The organism is Pantoea sp. CTOTU50773 (assembly GCF_032082325.1).
Classification (GTDB): Bacteria; Pseudomonadota; Gammaproteobacteria; order Enterobacterales; family Enterobacteriaceae; genus Pantoea; species Pantoea communis.
Window position 1 is genome coordinate 1 of the sequence record NZ_DAMDQC010000105.1, and the last position, 14655, is coordinate 14655.

Annotated in this window: 17 protein-coding genes and 1 pseudogene; 7 read left to right on the plus strand and 11 right to left on the minus strand. The window is 54.3% G+C overall.

The window, feature by feature from the left end:
• Positions 1-909 (plus strand): dimethylsulfone monooxygenase SfnG (sfnG, locus tag RT340_RS15785; RefSeq protein WP_313377020.1); only part of this gene is annotated, 909 nt, incomplete at its 5' end.
• 2 nt (positions 910-911) lie between these two features.
• Here sfnG and RT340_RS15790 read toward each other — a convergent pair.
• From RT340_RS15790 to RT340_RS15800, 3 genes are all read right to left on the minus strand, one after another.
• Complete coding sequence (locus tag RT340_RS15790; RefSeq protein ID WP_211728692.1) at positions 912-2102, minus strand: CynX/NimT family MFS transporter; 1191 nt, start codon at positions 2100-2102, stop codon at positions 912-914.
• Between the two features lie 129 nt (positions 2103-2231).
• Positions 2232-2540 carry a CcdB family protein gene (locus RT340_RS15795; RefSeq protein WP_058962010.1) on the minus strand — a complete coding sequence of 103 codons (309 nt, stop codon included), beginning with the start codon at positions 2538-2540 and terminating at the stop codon, positions 2232-2234.
• Positions 2541-2542: 2 nt separating this feature from the next.
• Positions 2543-2782 carry a type II toxin-antitoxin system CcdA family antitoxin gene (locus RT340_RS15800; RefSeq protein ID WP_313377023.1) on the minus strand — a complete coding sequence of 80 codons (240 nt, stop codon included), beginning with the start codon at positions 2780-2782 and terminating at the stop codon, positions 2543-2545.
• Between the two features lie 154 nt (positions 2783-2936).
• On the opposite strand from RT340_RS15800, the gene RT340_RS15805 reads away from it, so the two are divergent.
• Positions 2937-3467, plus strand: a complete 531-nt coding sequence (locus RT340_RS15805; RefSeq protein ID WP_313377025.1) for a sterol desaturase family protein — start codon at positions 2937-2939, stop codon at positions 3465-3467.
• Here RT340_RS15805 and crtB read toward each other — a convergent pair.
• The 5 genes from crtB to RT340_RS15830 are packed head-to-tail and all read right to left on the minus strand — an operon-like array spanning position 3406 to position 9170.
• On the minus strand, positions 3406-4335 hold the full coding sequence (gene crtB / locus RT340_RS15810; RefSeq protein WP_313377027.1) for a 15-cis-phytoene synthase CrtB: 930 nt from the start codon (positions 4333-4335) through the stop codon (positions 3406-3408). The two genes, RT340_RS15805 and crtB, sit on opposite strands and share 62 nt — an antisense overlap.
• Positions 4332-5813: a phytoene desaturase gene (locus tag RT340_RS15815; RefSeq protein WP_058962014.1), complete on the minus strand. Its 1482-nt coding sequence runs from the start codon at positions 5811-5813 to the stop codon at positions 4332-4334. The genes crtB and RT340_RS15815 overlap by 4 nt, the downstream gene beginning before the upstream one ends.
• On the minus strand, positions 5813-6979 hold the full coding sequence (gene crtY / locus RT340_RS15820; protein WP_058962015.1) for a lycopene beta-cyclase CrtY: 1167 nt from the start codon (positions 6977-6979) through the stop codon (positions 5813-5815). The genes RT340_RS15815 and crtY overlap by 1 nt, the downstream gene beginning before the upstream one ends.
• Positions 6979-8250, minus strand: coding sequence for a glycosyltransferase (locus tag RT340_RS15825; protein ID WP_211728689.1), 1272 nt, complete (start codon positions 8248-8250; stop codon positions 6979-6981). Before RT340_RS15825 ends, crtY begins: the two co-directional genes overlap by 1 nt.
• 14 nt (positions 8251-8264) lie before the next feature.
• Positions 8265-9170 carry a polyprenyl synthetase family protein gene (locus tag RT340_RS15830; protein ID WP_097118748.1) on the minus strand — a complete coding sequence of 302 codons (906 nt, stop codon included), beginning with the start codon at positions 9168-9170 and terminating at the stop codon, positions 8265-8267.
• A 241-nt stretch (positions 9171-9411) separates the two neighbouring features.
• Here RT340_RS15830 and RT340_RS15835 point away from each other — a divergent pair, with 241 nt between their 5' ends.
• From RT340_RS15835 to RT340_RS15855, 5 genes are all read left to right on the plus strand, one after another.
• Entirely contained in the window at positions 9412-10353 is a 942-nt protein-coding gene (locus RT340_RS15835; protein ID WP_211728688.1) for a 2-hydroxyacid dehydrogenase, read from the plus strand.
• Between the two features lie 117 nt (positions 10354-10470).
• Positions 10471-11652, plus strand: a complete 1182-nt coding sequence (locus RT340_RS15840; protein ID WP_097118750.1) for an NAD(P)/FAD-dependent oxidoreductase — start codon at positions 10471-10473, stop codon at positions 11650-11652.
• Between the two features lie 119 nt (positions 11653-11771).
• Positions 11772-12797: a Gfo/Idh/MocA family protein gene (locus RT340_RS15845; protein WP_211728687.1), complete on the plus strand. Its 1026-nt coding sequence runs from the start codon at positions 11772-11774 to the stop codon at positions 12795-12797.
• Positions 12798-12897: 100 nt separating this feature from the next.
• On the plus strand, positions 12898-13389 hold the full coding sequence (locus RT340_RS15850) for a GNAT family N-acetyltransferase (protein WP_097118751.1): 492 nt from the start codon (positions 12898-12900) through the stop codon (positions 13387-13389).
• 101 nt (positions 13390-13490) lie between these two features.
• Positions 13491-13709: a hypothetical protein gene (locus tag RT340_RS15855; protein WP_409566158.1), complete on the plus strand. Its 219-nt coding sequence runs from the start codon at positions 13491-13493 to the stop codon at positions 13707-13709.
• Positions 13710-13746: 37 nt separating this feature from the next.
• On the opposite strand, the gene mazF is transcribed toward RT340_RS15855, so the two are convergent.
• The 3 genes and pseudogenes from mazF to RT340_RS15870 form a co-directional block, all read right to left on the minus strand.
• The gene (gene mazF / locus RT340_RS15860; protein WP_097118753.1) at positions 13747-14079 is read right to left on the minus strand and encodes an endoribonuclease MazF; all 333 of its coding nucleotides are present in this window, start codon (positions 14077-14079) and stop codon (positions 13747-13749) included.
• Positions 14079-14324 (minus strand): AbrB/MazE/SpoVT family DNA-binding domain-containing protein, encoded by a 246-nt coding sequence (locus tag RT340_RS15865; protein ID WP_058961633.1) that lies wholly within the window; start codon positions 14322-14324, stop codon positions 14079-14081. Before RT340_RS15865 ends, mazF begins: the two co-directional genes overlap by 1 nt.
• Before the next feature lie 113 nt (positions 14325-14437).
• Positions 14438-14655: pseudogene (locus tag RT340_RS15870) on the minus strand (mechanosensitive ion channel family protein); the annotation flags it as partial.

Genomic DNA, 14655 nt, shown 5'->3' on the forward strand with positions numbered 1-14655 from the left:
CACGGTCCAGATAACCAGCATGAATCGGTGACCTTCTCACAGGACTTGCTGAGCCATACCTCAACGCTCAAAGTGATTGCCGCGCTGCTGCCCGGCCCATGGAATCCCGTGCTGGCCGCCAAGCAGATCGCTACCATCAGCCATCTTTACGGTCCACGCATTGCCGTTAACATTGTCAGCGGCTGGTTCCGGGGCGAATTCAAAGCGATTGGCGAACCCTGGCTCGATCATGAAGAGCGTTACCTACGGTCTGAAGAATTTATCCACTGCCTTAAAGGTATCTGGCGTGAAGACAGCTTCACCTTTGCCGGAGACTTCTATCGCTTCCGCGATTACGCATTAAAACCCAAACCTCTTTTACCTTTACCTGAAATCTTCCAGGGCGGCAGTTCCCGTGCAGCGCGTGATATGGCGGCACGCGTGTCGGATTGGTACTTCACCAACGGCAATACGCCGGAGGGCGTTCAGCAGCAAATTGAAGACATTCAGGTGAAAGCCATCACGCAAGGACATCAGGTTAAAATTGGTTTAAACGGTTTTGTCATCGCCCGCGATACAGAGCAGGAAGCACAGTCCGTCCTGCAGGAAATCATCGCCAAAGCCAATCCGGATGCCGTTAAAGGTTTCCAGCATGAAGTAAAAAACGCGGGAAGTGCGTCACCGGAAGGTGAGGGCAACTGGGCAAAATCGTCGTTTGAAGATCTGGTGCAGTATAACGACGGCTTTAAGACCAATTTAATTGGCACCCCACAACAGATCGCTGAGCGCATCATGGCGTTGAAGCAGGCAGGCGTCGATTTATTGCTGCTGGCCTTTTTGCACTTCCATGAGGACGTTGAGTTCTTTGGCCGCGAGGTGATTCCGCGAGTGCGTGAACTGGAACGTCAGGAAAGCCGGGTCTCCGCCTGATATCAAATATGGCGGGCGCGGCCCGCCAGTAGCGCCATCATCATCTGAACCACGGTAACCGCCAGTAACATGATCAGCGGCACCAGCCAGTTACCGCTGGCATCATGTAGCATACCGAAACACAGCGGGCCAAGTGCCGCCAGCCCGTAACCGACGCACTGCGCCATGCCGGAGAGTTTTGATGCCTGGCGATGATCCTGGGTGCGCAGATTAAACAGTGAAAGACTGATCACCAGTGACGCGCCTGCGCCCAATCCTGCCAGAATCAGCCACAAAAGTGACCATGACGGCAGCAGCAGCAAGCCGACCACCGCAACAAAGATCAGGAATGAAGCGATAAAGCCAATAGCGCGCTGATCTTTCAGGCGTTTGAGGGCGCTCATGCAGGCGAGATTGGAGACGATAGCGACGATCTGATAGACGAACAGCATGCCGCCTGCCTCAATCTGGCTAATACCGTTGTCTTGCGCAAACGGGGTGAACCAGCCAATCAGGGTATAGAACAGCAGTGACTGACTGGCCATAAACAGCGAAACTTGCCAGCCCAATGCTGAGCGCCAGGGCGATCGCGTCACGCTGTGGGTTGCTGCGGCGTGCACCTGCGGCCCCGACTTTTTCAGATAAGGTAGCCAGGCGAGCAGTGCGATAAACGCGGGCACCAGCCACACCGCGAGCGACAGACGCCAACCTGCGGAGCTGATTTCAGCCAGCGGCACCGCAATCCCTGATGCAATACTGGCTGAAATCCCCATCACCATGGCATACAACCCGATGTAGCGTGCCGTGTGCTCAGTAAAGTCACGCTTGATCAGCGGGGGCAACAGCACGTTAGCGGCGGCAATCCCGGAACTCAGAATAAGGGTTCCTGCCCACATGGCATTTTCACTGCCGGTAATGCGCAGCAACGACCCCAGCGTGATCAGCAGCAGCGAGCCCCACAAACTGCGTTCCAGGCCAAAGCGATTACCAAACCAGGCGGCAGGCGGTGCCAGCGTGGCAAACATCAGCAGCGGTAAAAAGTTGATCACGCCTGCGGCACTGGCGCTCAGACCAAAACTGGCGCGGATATTCTCCAGTATGGGGCCGGTGGCGGTGATCGGCGTGCGCAGGTTGGCAGCAGTAAGCAGCAACAGAAACAAAAAAAAACCCGCGCGTCGCAGGGCTGGATTTTGGGCAATAGTGGTATGGGACATATTTGCGCACCATAGAGTTGAGGCAGAACGATTCTGCATATGGTGCGTTGATTGACGTTAACGCTTACGCAGCAGTTCATTTCCGCTGAGGAGGGGCATACTAACGAGGGACGTTTGACATGTAAAGTTTCAAAATCCATCAAAGATAAAATCAATAGAATCTTTGATTTGCTGGCGATAAGGGCGCGCATCCATCACTTGTTTTCCTAACAGAGATGCGGGCACACTTGCCATTTCATGGGTCATGACGAGATAGCCTTCTCCCTCAATTTCGATGACGGGGTTAAGCCGTTTTACCTGACCAGCCTTAAGTCGATTCATAGGGTACAAAGGAATGACAATACGCGTTGTGAGCTGATCAATGATATCGCTTTGAACATCGACCAGATAAGGGTAAGCACTGTTTTTACTGGTGTTGTTATAAATCATGTACTGCATATTTAGAACGTCCTGTGTTCATCCGACAATAAACCATGCTCTTCAATTATGCGGTTCAGTTCCTGTAAACCGGCACTATTTTCTTGTTTCCATTTTTCTGCAGCGGCTACCCGTATTTCTTGTCGCAAAGCCTCAGCAAGAATCGCGGATAAGTTTAAACCGGCCTCTCTGGCTTGTTGCAATAGCATGGGTTCGACGGTGACGCTGACGGTTTTCTTCTGGTTTACACTGGTATTAGGCATAAATCCCCCGTGTGGACTACACGTGTAGCAATGTCGATGAGTATGGATGAAAACTCAATTGCCATCAATCCAACAAAAATAAACGTTATTGACTTGCCTCTCGACCTATCCGCGTCCACTTTTAAAGCCTCTGTTCAACACAAATGGATGCACGATGCTTTGGTTATGGAATACGCTGATCCTGCTGGCGTCAGTGGTGGTGATGGAAGTGGTGGCGGCACTGTCGCATAAGTACATCATGCACGGATGGGGCTGGGGCTGGCATTTATCACACCATGAACCGCACGACGGCAAATTTGAACTCAACGATCTCTATGCCGTGGTGTTTATGTTCTTGGCGATTGCGCTGATCTACATCGGGGTAAACGGCTACTGGCCGCTGCAATGGATTGGTGCGGGCGTAACCTTGTACGGCGCACTCTATTTCATGGTACATGACGGGCTGGTGCATCAACGCTGGCCGTTCCGCTATATCCCGCGCAAAGGTTATCTCAAGCGTCTGTATATGGCGCACCGCATGCATCATGCGGTGCGGGGCCGCGAGGGGTGCGTCTCATTCGGCTTTCTTTATGCGCCGCCTTTGCATAAGTTGCAGGCGGCGCTGCGACAGCGGCATAAATCCGTTAAAGCGGACGCTGCCACAACCCCTCAGGACGCGACTCCGGACGAGTCAAACGTGAAGTAAGCGCCAAGCCAGCACCTTTCACCAGCAGCGCCAGTTTTTCGCCGCTGCTGGTGCGTTGTCGCGCATCCCAGGCATGTGCGCCTGCATGTTGCACCTTCACCCCAATTTCACGATAGACGCCGCGTGCAGTGGCGATGGCCCATGCGGAGCGCAGCGGCAATCCGGGTAAGCCGGAACGAGCAGAGTGATAATAGGGTTCTGCTTCGCTCACCAGTCGCGCGGCCAGTGGTGCCAGGGCAGCGCGATGTTGCGGATCGGCCAGATTCTGGCCGGTTAAGCCCGCTTGGTCCAGCCAGCTTTGCGGCAGATAGCAGCGCCCGTTCTGCGCATCTTCAACGATGTCGCGGGCAATGTTGGTGAGCTGGAAGGCGAGCCCCAGATCGCAGGCGCGATCCAGCACCGCTTCGTCACGGACGCCCATCACACGGGCCATCATCAGGCCCACCACTCCCGCGACGTGATAGCAGTAGCGCAGAGTATCGTCGAACGTCACGTAGCGCGCCTCACGCGCATCCATCGCAAAGCCTTCCAGGTGATCAAACGCCAACTGTGGCGGCAACTGGTGAATTAACGCCACCTCCTGGAATGCTTTGAACGCGGGTTCATCCATGTGCGCACCGCTGTAAGCACGGCGGGTTTCAATTTGCAGATGCAGCATGCGCGCTTCGGCATCTTCTACCACATGTTGTGTGCCGCCTTCGCCCAGCGTTTGTCCATCAATCACGTCATCGCAGTGGCGACACCACGCGTACAGCATCAGCGTGCTGCGCCGCGTGGGCGCATCGAACAGTTTCGCGGCCGTGGCAAAACTCTTTGAGCCGATCGCCATGGTCTGAGTCACTTGCTCTAGCAGGGGTTGGCGATTCATCCAGCGAGATCCTCCTGCATCAGTTGCGCAGTGGCTTTCGCCGAGCCAATCACACCGGGTACCCCGGCGCCGGGATGTGTGCCAGCACCAACCAGATAGAGGTTGGCGATATCCGCATCGCGGTTATGTGGGCGGAACCATGCGCTCTGCGTCAAAATCGGTTCCAGCGAAAACGCTGAACCCTGATGGGCATGCAGCGTGTCGCGAAAATCAAACGGCGTAAACATGCGGTGCGTCACCAGTTGCTGACGTAGTCCCGGCATATAGTGCTCCTCCAGATAAGCAAAAATGCGATCGCGTAAACGCGGTCCTTCCTGTTGCCAGTCGATCGCCGCCGTGCCGAGATGCGGCACCGGTGCCAATACATAGAAACTGCCACAGCCTGCCGGAGCCAGTGATGGATCGCTGGAGCAGGGTGCATGCAGATAAAGCGAAAAATCGTCTGAAAGCTGGCTGCTGTTAAAAATCTCGTCGATCAGCTCACGATAGCGCGGGCCAAAGCACACGGTATGATGCGCCAGCTGTGAATGCGGGTGATTCAGACCGAAATAGAGTACAAACAGCGAATTGCTCATGCGTTTACGTTTCAGTGAGGCCGCACGTTTGCTGGCGGCAGGATGCCCACGCAGCAACCGGTCATAGGTATGCACCACATCGGCATTCGACGCCACCGCATTAGCTGCAAACCGGCGACCATCTTTCAACTGTACGCCACTTATGCGATTGCCCTGGGTTTCAAGCTGACTCACTTCGGCGTTGAGCAACAATTCGCCACCCATGTCGGTAAACAGCTTAGCCAGGCCTTGCACCAGCGCTCCCGTGCCGCCACGTGGGAACCATACGCCCCATTCGCGTTCCAGCGCATGAATCAAGGTATAGATCGAGGACGTTGCAAAAGGATTACCGCCAACCAGCAGCGAGTGAAAAGAGAATGCCTGACGCAGGTGATCGTCCTGTATAAATTTTGCCACCATACTGTAAACGCTGCGCCAGGCCTGCAAGCGGCCTAACTGAGGGCCAGCATGCAGCATGTCACGGAAATGCAAAAAAGGCACAGTCCCCAACTTAAGATAACCCTCTTTGAACACCTCGCGTGAATAGGCGAGAAACTGCCGATAGCCTGCGACATCGGCCGGGTTGAAGCGGGCAATTTGCTGCTCCAGCAACGGTTGATTATTGTCATAGTCGAGCTGTTTGCCGTCTTCCCAGCATAAGCGATAGAAAGGCGTAACCGGCATCAATTCAACATAATCACTGAGCGATTTACCGGCCAGCGTAAACAGCGCTTCAATCGCTGTCGGGTCGGTGATCACTGTCGGTCCGGCATCAAAAGTAAAGCCCTGTTCCTGCCATGCGTAGGCGCGTCCGCCGGGTTTATCGCGCTGCTCAAGTAGCGTGGTAGGAATGCCAGCTGCCTGCAGCCGGATAGCCAACGCCAGGCCGCCGAAACCGGCGCCAATCACATAAGTACGTGTCATTATTTCTTCCCTGGTTTAGAAGAGGTCGTCATCAGTGCGCGCACCGCTTCGCCAATCGGCACCGGCGGTTTGCCACATAAAATGCGCGCTTTATCGCCGAGCTGGAGTTGCCCGGCGTAAAAGCGGCTGATTAATCCGGCATTCAGCCGATAAAAGCGCTGCATGACACGCCAGCGCTGGTCCGGGTGCCCGGCCAAGAACAGCATTCGATTAAGCAGCCGGAAAAAACGCTGTGTTCGCCACTGCTCGCGTGCAAACTGTTCGATGGCGCGACTGAGCGTTGTCGCATCACAGGGCAACAGTTGGGCAATGCGGTCAGCCAGCGCCAGTGCTGTGGGCAACGAGTAGCCCGTGGTGGCGTGAAACAAACCGGCGCGCAATCCACTGCACGGTTGACCACGCTGTTGCAGCCAAAAGGCATCAATATCGCCACTCAATGTTATTGGCAGTGAACCTTGCTCCTCACGCAGCAGAAGGCTCAAGCTCCAGTGATGCGCTTTGGCGTAATCGGCGATATTCAGCCGCGCGGTGTGCTCTGTCAGCGTGGGCTGATTAATGTAGTGCGTATCTTCAATTAAAAGACGATCTGTACTCAGCGGTAAGGTGTAAACAAAGCGGTAGCCCTGTTGTTGATCCACTGTCGCATCCATCAAGATCGGTTGTGTTAAACCGTGAGGCCTAGCCAGATGCCACTCCTGACCGATAAAGGCTTGATAGCCGAGTTGCAGATGCGGCGTGTGTTGCAGGCCGCGACCATCAATCACCACCGCAGCATGCAGTACGCGATGGTCGGCCAGGGTGACCTGAGTGGGGCGCACCTCATTCACCGGGGTATTGATCCAGAGATCATCCGCCATGACCTCATAAAGCCGTTGGGCAAAATCTGCAGAGGTGATTGAGCAATATTCTCCGCTGAGATTGCGGCGCAGTGAAGGGAATCGCACCTGATAGCCGGGCCAGCGGTGGGCAATCAACGGTTGCAGCCACTGTAGCTGATTGGGGCTGAGATCGTCCTGATGAAAGGACCAGGTATGATTACCTGCCGGATGCGCGTGACTTTCCAGCATCAGAATGCGCAACTGGGGTTGGCGCTGACGCAGCTTCAGCGCAATCAAGCCATTAGCCAGGCCGGCCCCCACTAAAATCACGTCATAATTCTCGGGCATCAGGTCGCCTCCGCCAGCACAACACGGTGTTGCCCCAATGCCTGCTCAACGATATCAGCGGCGCGCTCGCAACCGCCTGAGCGCTGCAGCTGCGCCTGAATCGGCGAGATACGCAGCCGATAGCCGTCATCCGTCAACAGTTGCTGCAGGTGCTGCTCCAGCTGATGCACGCGGCTAAAGCGAGACGCGCGATGACCGACACCGTGCCAGGCAATACGTGACGCCACGCCGGGTTGGTCAAAGGCCAGCGGCAGCGCCAGCATCGGGGTGCCCCATTCCAGTGACTCTAACGTGCTGTTGAGTCCGGCATGGGTGATAAACAGCTGCGCATGTTGCAGCGCGGCTGGCTGATCGAGAAAATCCGTCACCCACGCCGCACCGGCGCGCTTAAGCTGCTGCACCTGATTGGCGTCCAAACCGCCACAATGGGCAATCACCAACGAGAGCTGCTGGTTGCGGCACGCTTTTGCCAGATGCAGGAACAAGCGAAAACGATGACCTTGCAAGGTGCCAAAAGAGGCATAAACCACCGGCTGTCGCAATTCTGGCCAGGGCGCGCTGGCACTGCGGGGAGGATTCGATGCCTGCAGCAGACCCACAGCGTGAAAATGGCTGGGCAGATGCTGGCGCGGAAAATCAAATGCCGGAACGAGTTGGCTAATCTGCGCCAGCGGTGACAAACATTGATGCAGGCTGTGGCGATCGGGTAAACCCCATCGTTGCGCATGGTGGCTGATCACCGCGCCATGGCGCTGCATCAGGCGATCATAAATATCCTGACTGGCCTGAAAACGTTGCAGTGATTTTTCATCCTGACCAAAGCGAAACGGCATCACCGCCAGCGGTATGCCAGGCTCGCGATTCACCGGCAGCGCGCAGGCCACTGAAACAAAGGGAAGGTGCAACGCTTCTGCCACTAAGCCACCCGCCGCTTCCATCTGATCGGCAATCACACCATCGACTTGCAACGAGGTTAAACGCGCAGGCAGTTCACGACACAACATATCGGTGCTGGCGGCGATATCACTGATTACCCGCCATAACGAAAGGGGCGAGGCCAGATGCTGTAACACCCGTGCCAGAGAACCGGCGGGATGGCTGCGCTCACCTACGGTGCTGAATCCTATACATTCATCCGTTAGCAGGAGACGTGCATCATCCTGTTGCACAAAGGTGATGCGATGACCGCGCGCAATCAGCGTATGTGACAACGCCTGCAGCGCGTGAAAATGGCTATACAGTGGCGGCGCAATCACGGCAAAGTGCCCCATCGGCAGTCCCGCGATCAGTGAAACATCGCCAGCTGTTGATTAAACAGGGCGTGCATATATTGGCGGGTCGCTATGCCACGATGGCAGGCGCAGGCGAGGTGCGCATCGGCACTGCGCAGATGTTCACGCAAGCGGCGCTCAGCACCTTCAGAACCGAGCATCTGTACCAGCGTCGATTTACCCTGATCCTGATTAATGTCCTTGCCGGTGTGTTTGCTGCCGTCGGCGAGATCATCGAGCAATTGGAAAGCCTGACCCAAATCCTGCGCGAAATAGCTGAGCTTCTGGCGCATAGCGGGGGTTGCTTCCGCGGCAATCGCCGCCATTTGCAAGGTGGCTCGGAACAGCACGCTGGTTTTGAGTTCATTGGTTAATGCGACGGCTTCCGGGCTACGCGATTGCGCGCCCTGATGCAGATCCTGGAATTGACCCTGCACCAAACCTTGTAAACCCACGGCAGAAGAGAGTTCGGCAATCGCCTCTGATTTCTGCAGGGCGGCTAAACCTGGCGCAACGGCGATCACTTCAAAGGCGCGGCTCAGCAGGGCAATCGCCGCCAGAATCGCCACGCTTTCGCCAAATTCGCGATGCACCGTTGGGCGCCCGCGTCGCATCTGAGCATTGTCCATGCATGGAATATCATCGAGGATCAACGACGCGGCATGCACCATTTCAACTGCGCAGGCGAGATCAAGAATGCCCTGTTGCGATGCTTTGCTGCCCATATCTCGCGCAGCCAACAGCAGCAGCAGTGGACGAATGCGTTTACCCGGTGCCAGTGCACCGGCGCGCATGGCGGCACGAACTTGATCGCTCGGCTGACCCGCAGGCAGCAGTTGCTCAAGATGCGTCTGCAATAATTGCTGCAAAGAGTGTAGTTCGTGTTCCGGGCTTGCGGTGATGTCGACATGGGCGGTCATAGCGGCTTTCCATGGTAAGTTGAATTGTTATGGTTTTTTTATTAACCGTAGACTGCGTAAGGTGAGTTCGCCAGCGCGCTCAACGCATTACGGTAAAAACAGATCCGAAATAAAACCTGATTCTCCACCAGGATTCATTGCACTTTCCCCGTGATCGTATTAGCGAAAAAAGTAACAAGGGTGCCGTAACATAAATTCATCCGGTAGTCTGAAACGACACGCTTATCCATCCAGGAAAATAATGATGTCTTCGCAACCTCATATTCTGATTATTCAGCCACTGATGCCGCAGCTGGACGAAAAACTCTCGCAACATTTTCATTGTCATCGTTTATATAATGAGCAGGACCCTGCGCTATTTCTTCAGCGCCAGGGCAAAGAGATTCAAGGCATAGTGACCCGCGGTGACGTGGGGGTAGAAACGTCGATTCTGGAACAGGTGCCGGCCTGTAAAGCGATTGCGGTGTTTGGGGTGGGAACCGATCGTATCGACCTGAATTACACCGCTGCACATGATATTCAGGTGAGCATCACCAGCGATATTCTTACCGATGATGTCGCCGATTTAGCCATGACGTTGACCTTAGCTTTTTCACGCAACCTGGTGGCCAATCATCAGTTCGCCCGCTCTGGCGCGTGGGAAAATACCGCTACTTCACTTTCCAGTAAAGCCAGCGGGAAACGCATGGGCATTGCGGGTTTGGGTGCGATTGGTCTTGCGATTGCCCGGCGTGCTGAGGCATTCGGTATGGAGATCGCTTACACCGCGCGCAGTCAAAAAGATGTGCCTTACCAACGCTGTGAGAACATAGAACAGCTGGCGGCGTTCAGTGATTTCCTGGTGCTGGCGCTGCCGGGTAGCCCGGAAAATATCCAGCTGGTGGACGCAAAAGTGCTGGCGGCGTTGGGGAAATCGGGTGTGCTGATCAACATTGCACGCGGTACGGTGGTGAATGAAAACGATCTTATCCAGGCATTGCAGCAGGGTGTGATAAAAGGCGCCGCGCTGGATGTTTTCCCACAAGAACCAATTATTCATCCTGCGCTGCGTGAATTAGATAATGTGTTATTAACCCCACATATTGCGAGTGCCACCCATGAAACCCGTGAAGGCATGGCGAATAATGTGCTGGAGAATTTGCTGGCCTATTTCTCAAATGGGAAAATGCTGACAACGATATAAATTTATTCTCTGGCATCAGAGGATTTTCTTATATCCTGCGCAGTAAGCGTTATATAGCAATTGCAATCTCTGCCGATGAACGTTGTTATGATAGGGCTATTCATTCAGGAGCCATTCATGACAACTCAAAAGATTGCGATAGTGGGCGGCGGCGTCATCGGTTTAGCGGTGGCGCGCGCATTAGCCTTGCAGGGCGTACAGGTTACGATTTTTGAGCAGCAGCATATTGGTGCCGGCACCAGCAGCACCACCTTCGCCTGGGTCAACTCCAATGGTAAACAACCCCTCAGTTATCACCAGCTCAATGCCCTCGCTATGGAAGAACATACTCGTTTGCAGCTTTCGCAAACCAATGGTCTGCGCTGGCTGGAAACCTGTGGTACCTGGGAGTGGGCGTCAGAAGGCGAGGCGCAGCAGAGGCTACTGCGGCGTGTTACCTCCCTGCAATCGCTGGGTTATCCCGCGCATGAGGTGACACCGGATGCGTTGCAGCGTGAAGTGCCGGATCTGCGTTCACAGGCGGTAAGTGGCAGCGTCTGGCATTTCCCAACGGAATCGGTATTGCATCCGACGCTGTATCTCTCGCGACTCTGGTCTGAAGCGCGTGCCAATGGGGCGGTATTGCATCAACAACATGCGATTGAACGTCTTAGCGAACAAGCTGATGGCGTCACGCTGCATCTGGTAAACGGTGAACAGTGGCAGGGTGATCACGTGGTGATTGCCACCGGGCGCTGGGCCAATCAACTGCTTAACACCCTTAATCTTGATTTGGCGCTGCTCGATACCAGCAAACCCAACGCGGTGGCCTGTAGTTTCCTGGCACGCACGGCGCCACAGCCGCTCTCGCTGGCAACCAATTTAATCTCTCCTCAGCTCAACGTGCGCCCGGATGGCGGCGGGCGGTTGTTATTACAAGCACTGGAACTGGACGATCTTGCCGATCCTGCCTCGCCACCTTCGCTCCATGGCGATATTGCCCAGCAGTTCCGCGATCGCTACCACGCGTTGTTTGCAGATGCAGGCGAATTGCAGATTGAGAACATTGTGATTGGTCAACGCGCCAGACCGGCGGATGGATTACCTGCCATTGGCTACGTCACGCCTCATCAGCGTGTATATGTTGCAGTGACACACAGTGGAATCACATTGTCACCGTTGATTGGCAAGCTGGTGGCGCAGGAACTGGTGCAGGATCAGGCCAGTGAGTTACTGGCAGATTTCCGCCCTCAGCGATTGTTAGGCAAAAACGCCAGTGACTTTGCGCCGATTAAGCGCAACTTCCCTGCGGCACAGTAAAGCCATTTTTCCTAAAAATGATATTTTTGTGCCATTTTTGCGTGAGCGAGCAGTTTTAGTTGTTGCGATTATGTTATTACTGATTGCCTTACCACTCTCCTCTATCACAAGGAGGCAGCATGAAAATCGGTATCGTGGGCTATGGAACGGGCGGCAAACACTTTCACGCGCCATTCATTAATGCGGCTGAGGGCGTGGAGTTAGCGGGCATCGTGGCGCGTGCGCCAGCCACTATTGCACGCGTGAGAGCGGATTTTCCCGACATTCCGATCTATGCCAGCCTGACCGACATGCTGGTGGCAGGTGTCGATGACGTCACGATCACGACACCACCGCAAACGCGCCGCGAACTGGTGCTGGAAGCGATTGCTGCGGGTGTGGCGGTGATTGCCGACAAACCCTTTGCACCCGACGCGAAAACGGGGCGTGAGTTGGCCAATGCCGCGAAAGCGAAAGGCGTCGTACTGAGCGTGTATCACAACCGTCGTTTTGACCATGATGTGCGCACGCTGAAAAAACTGATTGAGCAAAATCGCGTGGGAAAAGTGTGGCGTTTGCATAATCGTATGGATTTTGACGATGCCAATACCCTCGAAGGCGGCGAAACTGGCGGCCTGCTGCGTGATTTAGGCAGTCATATTGTTGATCAGGCGCTGTTCCTGTTGGGTCCGGTAAAATCAGTTTATGCTCAGCTGGATATTATCGACCTGCCGGAAGGGCCGACCGACGCCAGTTTTGTGCTGACGCTCACTCATCAAAACGGGACTAAATCCTATCTTTCCGCCACCAAACTGAATCGCTTTGTTTGCCGTGAGTTTCGTCTGTATGGCGATGCCGGTAGCTTTGTTTCACAAGGGACGGATGTGCAGGCGCAGGCCATTTTTGCGGGCCAGCGTCCGGCGGACGATCGGGATGCATGGGGCTATGAGCAGCCTGAGTGCTGGGGCACACTTAATACGCCGCAAGGCTCAGAACGGGTGCCTTCTGAACAAGGTGCCTATCACGCCTATTACGAAGCTTTTGCTCAAGCGGTACGCGATGGCAGTGAGCCTCCGGTGACGCCAGAGCAGGCGATTGAAGTCCTGGCGGTACTGGATGCTGCTTTTGTTAGCGCACGTGAAAATCGGGTTGTGGAAGTGATTTAAACGGTAGCGCTGCAGCAATGCAGCGCTCTATTCTCTTAACCTTTCCCCATGACACCCTGCTAATATGGCGCTCACGAGATGTTATGTTTAGAGGTCTGTTGTGTCGAATCTAAAGTTTCGAAGTGCCACCTTAGCCGATGTTGATCGCTGCTATGCCATTGAAATTAATGCCTACGAAGGCGATGAGGCTGCCACGCGCGAAAAAATCGCAACCCGTATCGCACAGTATTCTCAAGGGTTTATGTGCCTTGAAAACGAGGGTCAAGTCATTGGCTTTATCAATGCAGGTTGCGCCTGGGATGTGGTGATGTCAGATGAGGAATTTAAGGAGTTAATCGGGCACGATCCTGCAGCACCTAACGTGGTGATTATGTCAGTGGTGCTCGATCCGGCCTATCAGGGCAAAGGGTACAGCACACTGATGATGCAACAGTTCATCAAGCTTATGAAGCAGATGGATAAACAGACCATCCATTTGATGTGCAAAACCCATCACGTTGATCTGTATAAGAAGTTCGGCTATCAGTACATCAAACCTTCGGCGTCCGATCACGGCGGCATGGCGTGGCACGAGATGCTGATGACGCTGTGATTATTTTTTAACCAAAAAGAATTCATCACCTGATCGCGATCATAAAATTACGCTGAAAACTGCTCAACCATGTCAGTTAAATCACATGCAACGAGGAGGTTATGATGCGTACTACACTGATGACCTTGCCGGAGGTGGCGCGCTATCTTGGCGTGCCCTCCGCCACTTTAGCCTGTGCGATTTGCAATCGTGGCACGCTAGAGAAAGTCCCGCTACCCGCCGCGGTTGACGATACCGCGCCGTTGTCCTGCCGCTGCTGGACGCCACAAGATGTCCGCCAGTTCAGGCTGGCGATGATGCGGGCGCGGCGTGGGCACTGAAGAACAACTGGCGGCTTCAGGCTGCAAGTTTTCGTGCTTATCCAATCAGCGCTTTCGCCTTGGCGCGAATCTCAGCCAGTTCATTCGATGTGACATGGCTTTTTTTCACCACTTTTCGGGCGTGCCAGTCAATGCTGGTCACCTGATCAGCCAGCGCGACACTCTCACGTGCGCCTGACAAGTTGACTTCAAAGGGATAACCCTTGGCCTGAGTGGTGCAGGGAACGCAAAGCAGCATGCCCACTTTGTTGTTATAGGCAAAAGGACTGAGGACGACAGCAGGGCGATGTCCACCCTGCTCGTGCCCCAGTGTAGGGTCAAAATCCAGCCAGATCAGGTCTCCGGCATCGGGTACAAAACGTGAAACCATTAGAGCAATTCCTTGCCAACTGAAGGTCCAAAATCAATTTTTTCATGGACGTTATCTTCAGTGATGCCGTCCAGCAGAGCATCAAGGGAATACTCCTTTTCTCTCACCGGGACAAGTATCAATTTGCCATCTTCCACGCTGAGTTCCAGTTTGTCGTCAACACTGAGCGCAGCAGATTGCATTACGCTGGCAGGGATGCGGATTGAAGGACTATTGCCCCATTTTTTTAACGTCACCGTGGTCATAACCAACCTCCTGCGAAATGTCGATACACTGTATATCATCGTTAAGGTTGATACAACGTAGATACGTCATTACCGCTTGAGCTGCCACCTTTAAACGCAGGAAAGCGTATCATCTAAGATAACGTTTTCGTGCTATTAGATACTCCAGTCTCGGTCAACGTCGCCCGCACATGAGGAAGACTCTGCGGGTAATTCTGTTGAATAAACTCAATCATCTTCTCACGCACATAGCAGCGTAAATCCCAGGCGGTTGGGGAGTTTTGTGCGGTCATTAATAAACGAATCGTCATGGTTTTGTCCGTAGTATCAGTCACCTGAAGAAACTGCGTTT

Bases quoted from the DNA above. Each gene is read 5' to 3' on its own strand.
- RT340_RS15790 (WP_211728692.1), bottom strand. From the start codon at position 2,102: ATGTCCCATACCACTATTGCCCAAAATCCAGCCCTGCGACGCGCGGGT.
- RT340_RS15795 (WP_058962010.1), bottom strand. From the start codon at position 2,540: ATGCAGTACATGATTTATAACAACACCAGTAAAAACAGTGCTTACCCT.
- RT340_RS15800 (WP_313377023.1), bottom strand. From the start codon at position 2,782: ATGCCTAATACCAGTGTAAACCAGAAGAAAACCGTCAGCGTCACCGTC.
- RT340_RS15805 (WP_313377025.1), top strand. From the start codon at position 2,937: ATGCTTTGGTTATGGAATACGCTGATCCTGCTGGCGTCAGTGGTGGTG.
- crtB (WP_313377027.1), bottom strand. From the start codon at position 4,335: ATGAATCGCCAACCCCTGCTAGAGCAAGTGACTCAGACCATGGCGATC.
- RT340_RS15815 (WP_058962014.1), bottom strand. From the start codon at position 5,813: ATGACACGTACTTATGTGATTGGCGCCGGTTTCGGCGGCCTGGCGTTG.
- crtY (WP_058962015.1), bottom strand. From the start codon at position 6,979: ATGCCCGAGAATTATGACGTGATTTTAGTGGGGGCCGGCCTGGCTAAT.
- RT340_RS15825 (WP_211728689.1), bottom strand. From the start codon at position 8,250: ATGGGGCACTTTGCCGTGATTGCGCCGCCACTGTATAGCCATTTTCAC.
- RT340_RS15830 (WP_097118748.1), bottom strand. From the start codon at position 9,170: ATGACCGCCCATGTCGACATCACCGCAAGCCCGGAACACGAACTACAC.
- RT340_RS15835 (WP_211728688.1), top strand. From the start codon at position 9,412: ATGATGTCTTCGCAACCTCATATTCTGATTATTCAGCCACTGATGCCG.
- RT340_RS15840 (WP_097118750.1), top strand. From the start codon at position 10,471: ATGACAACTCAAAAGATTGCGATAGTGGGCGGCGGCGTCATCGGTTTA.
- RT340_RS15845 (WP_211728687.1), top strand. From the start codon at position 11,772: ATGAAAATCGGTATCGTGGGCTATGGAACGGGCGGCAAACACTTTCAC.
- RT340_RS15855 (WP_409566158.1), top strand. From the start codon at position 13,491: ATGATGCGTACTACACTGATGACCTTGCCGGAGGTGGCGCGCTATCTT.
- mazF (WP_097118753.1), bottom strand. From the start codon at position 14,079: ATGGTTTCACGTTTTGTACCCGATGCCGGAGACCTGATCTGGCTGGAT.
- RT340_RS15865 (WP_058961633.1), bottom strand. From the start codon at position 14,324: ATGACCACGGTGACGTTAAAAAAATGGGGCAATAGTCCTTCAATCCGC.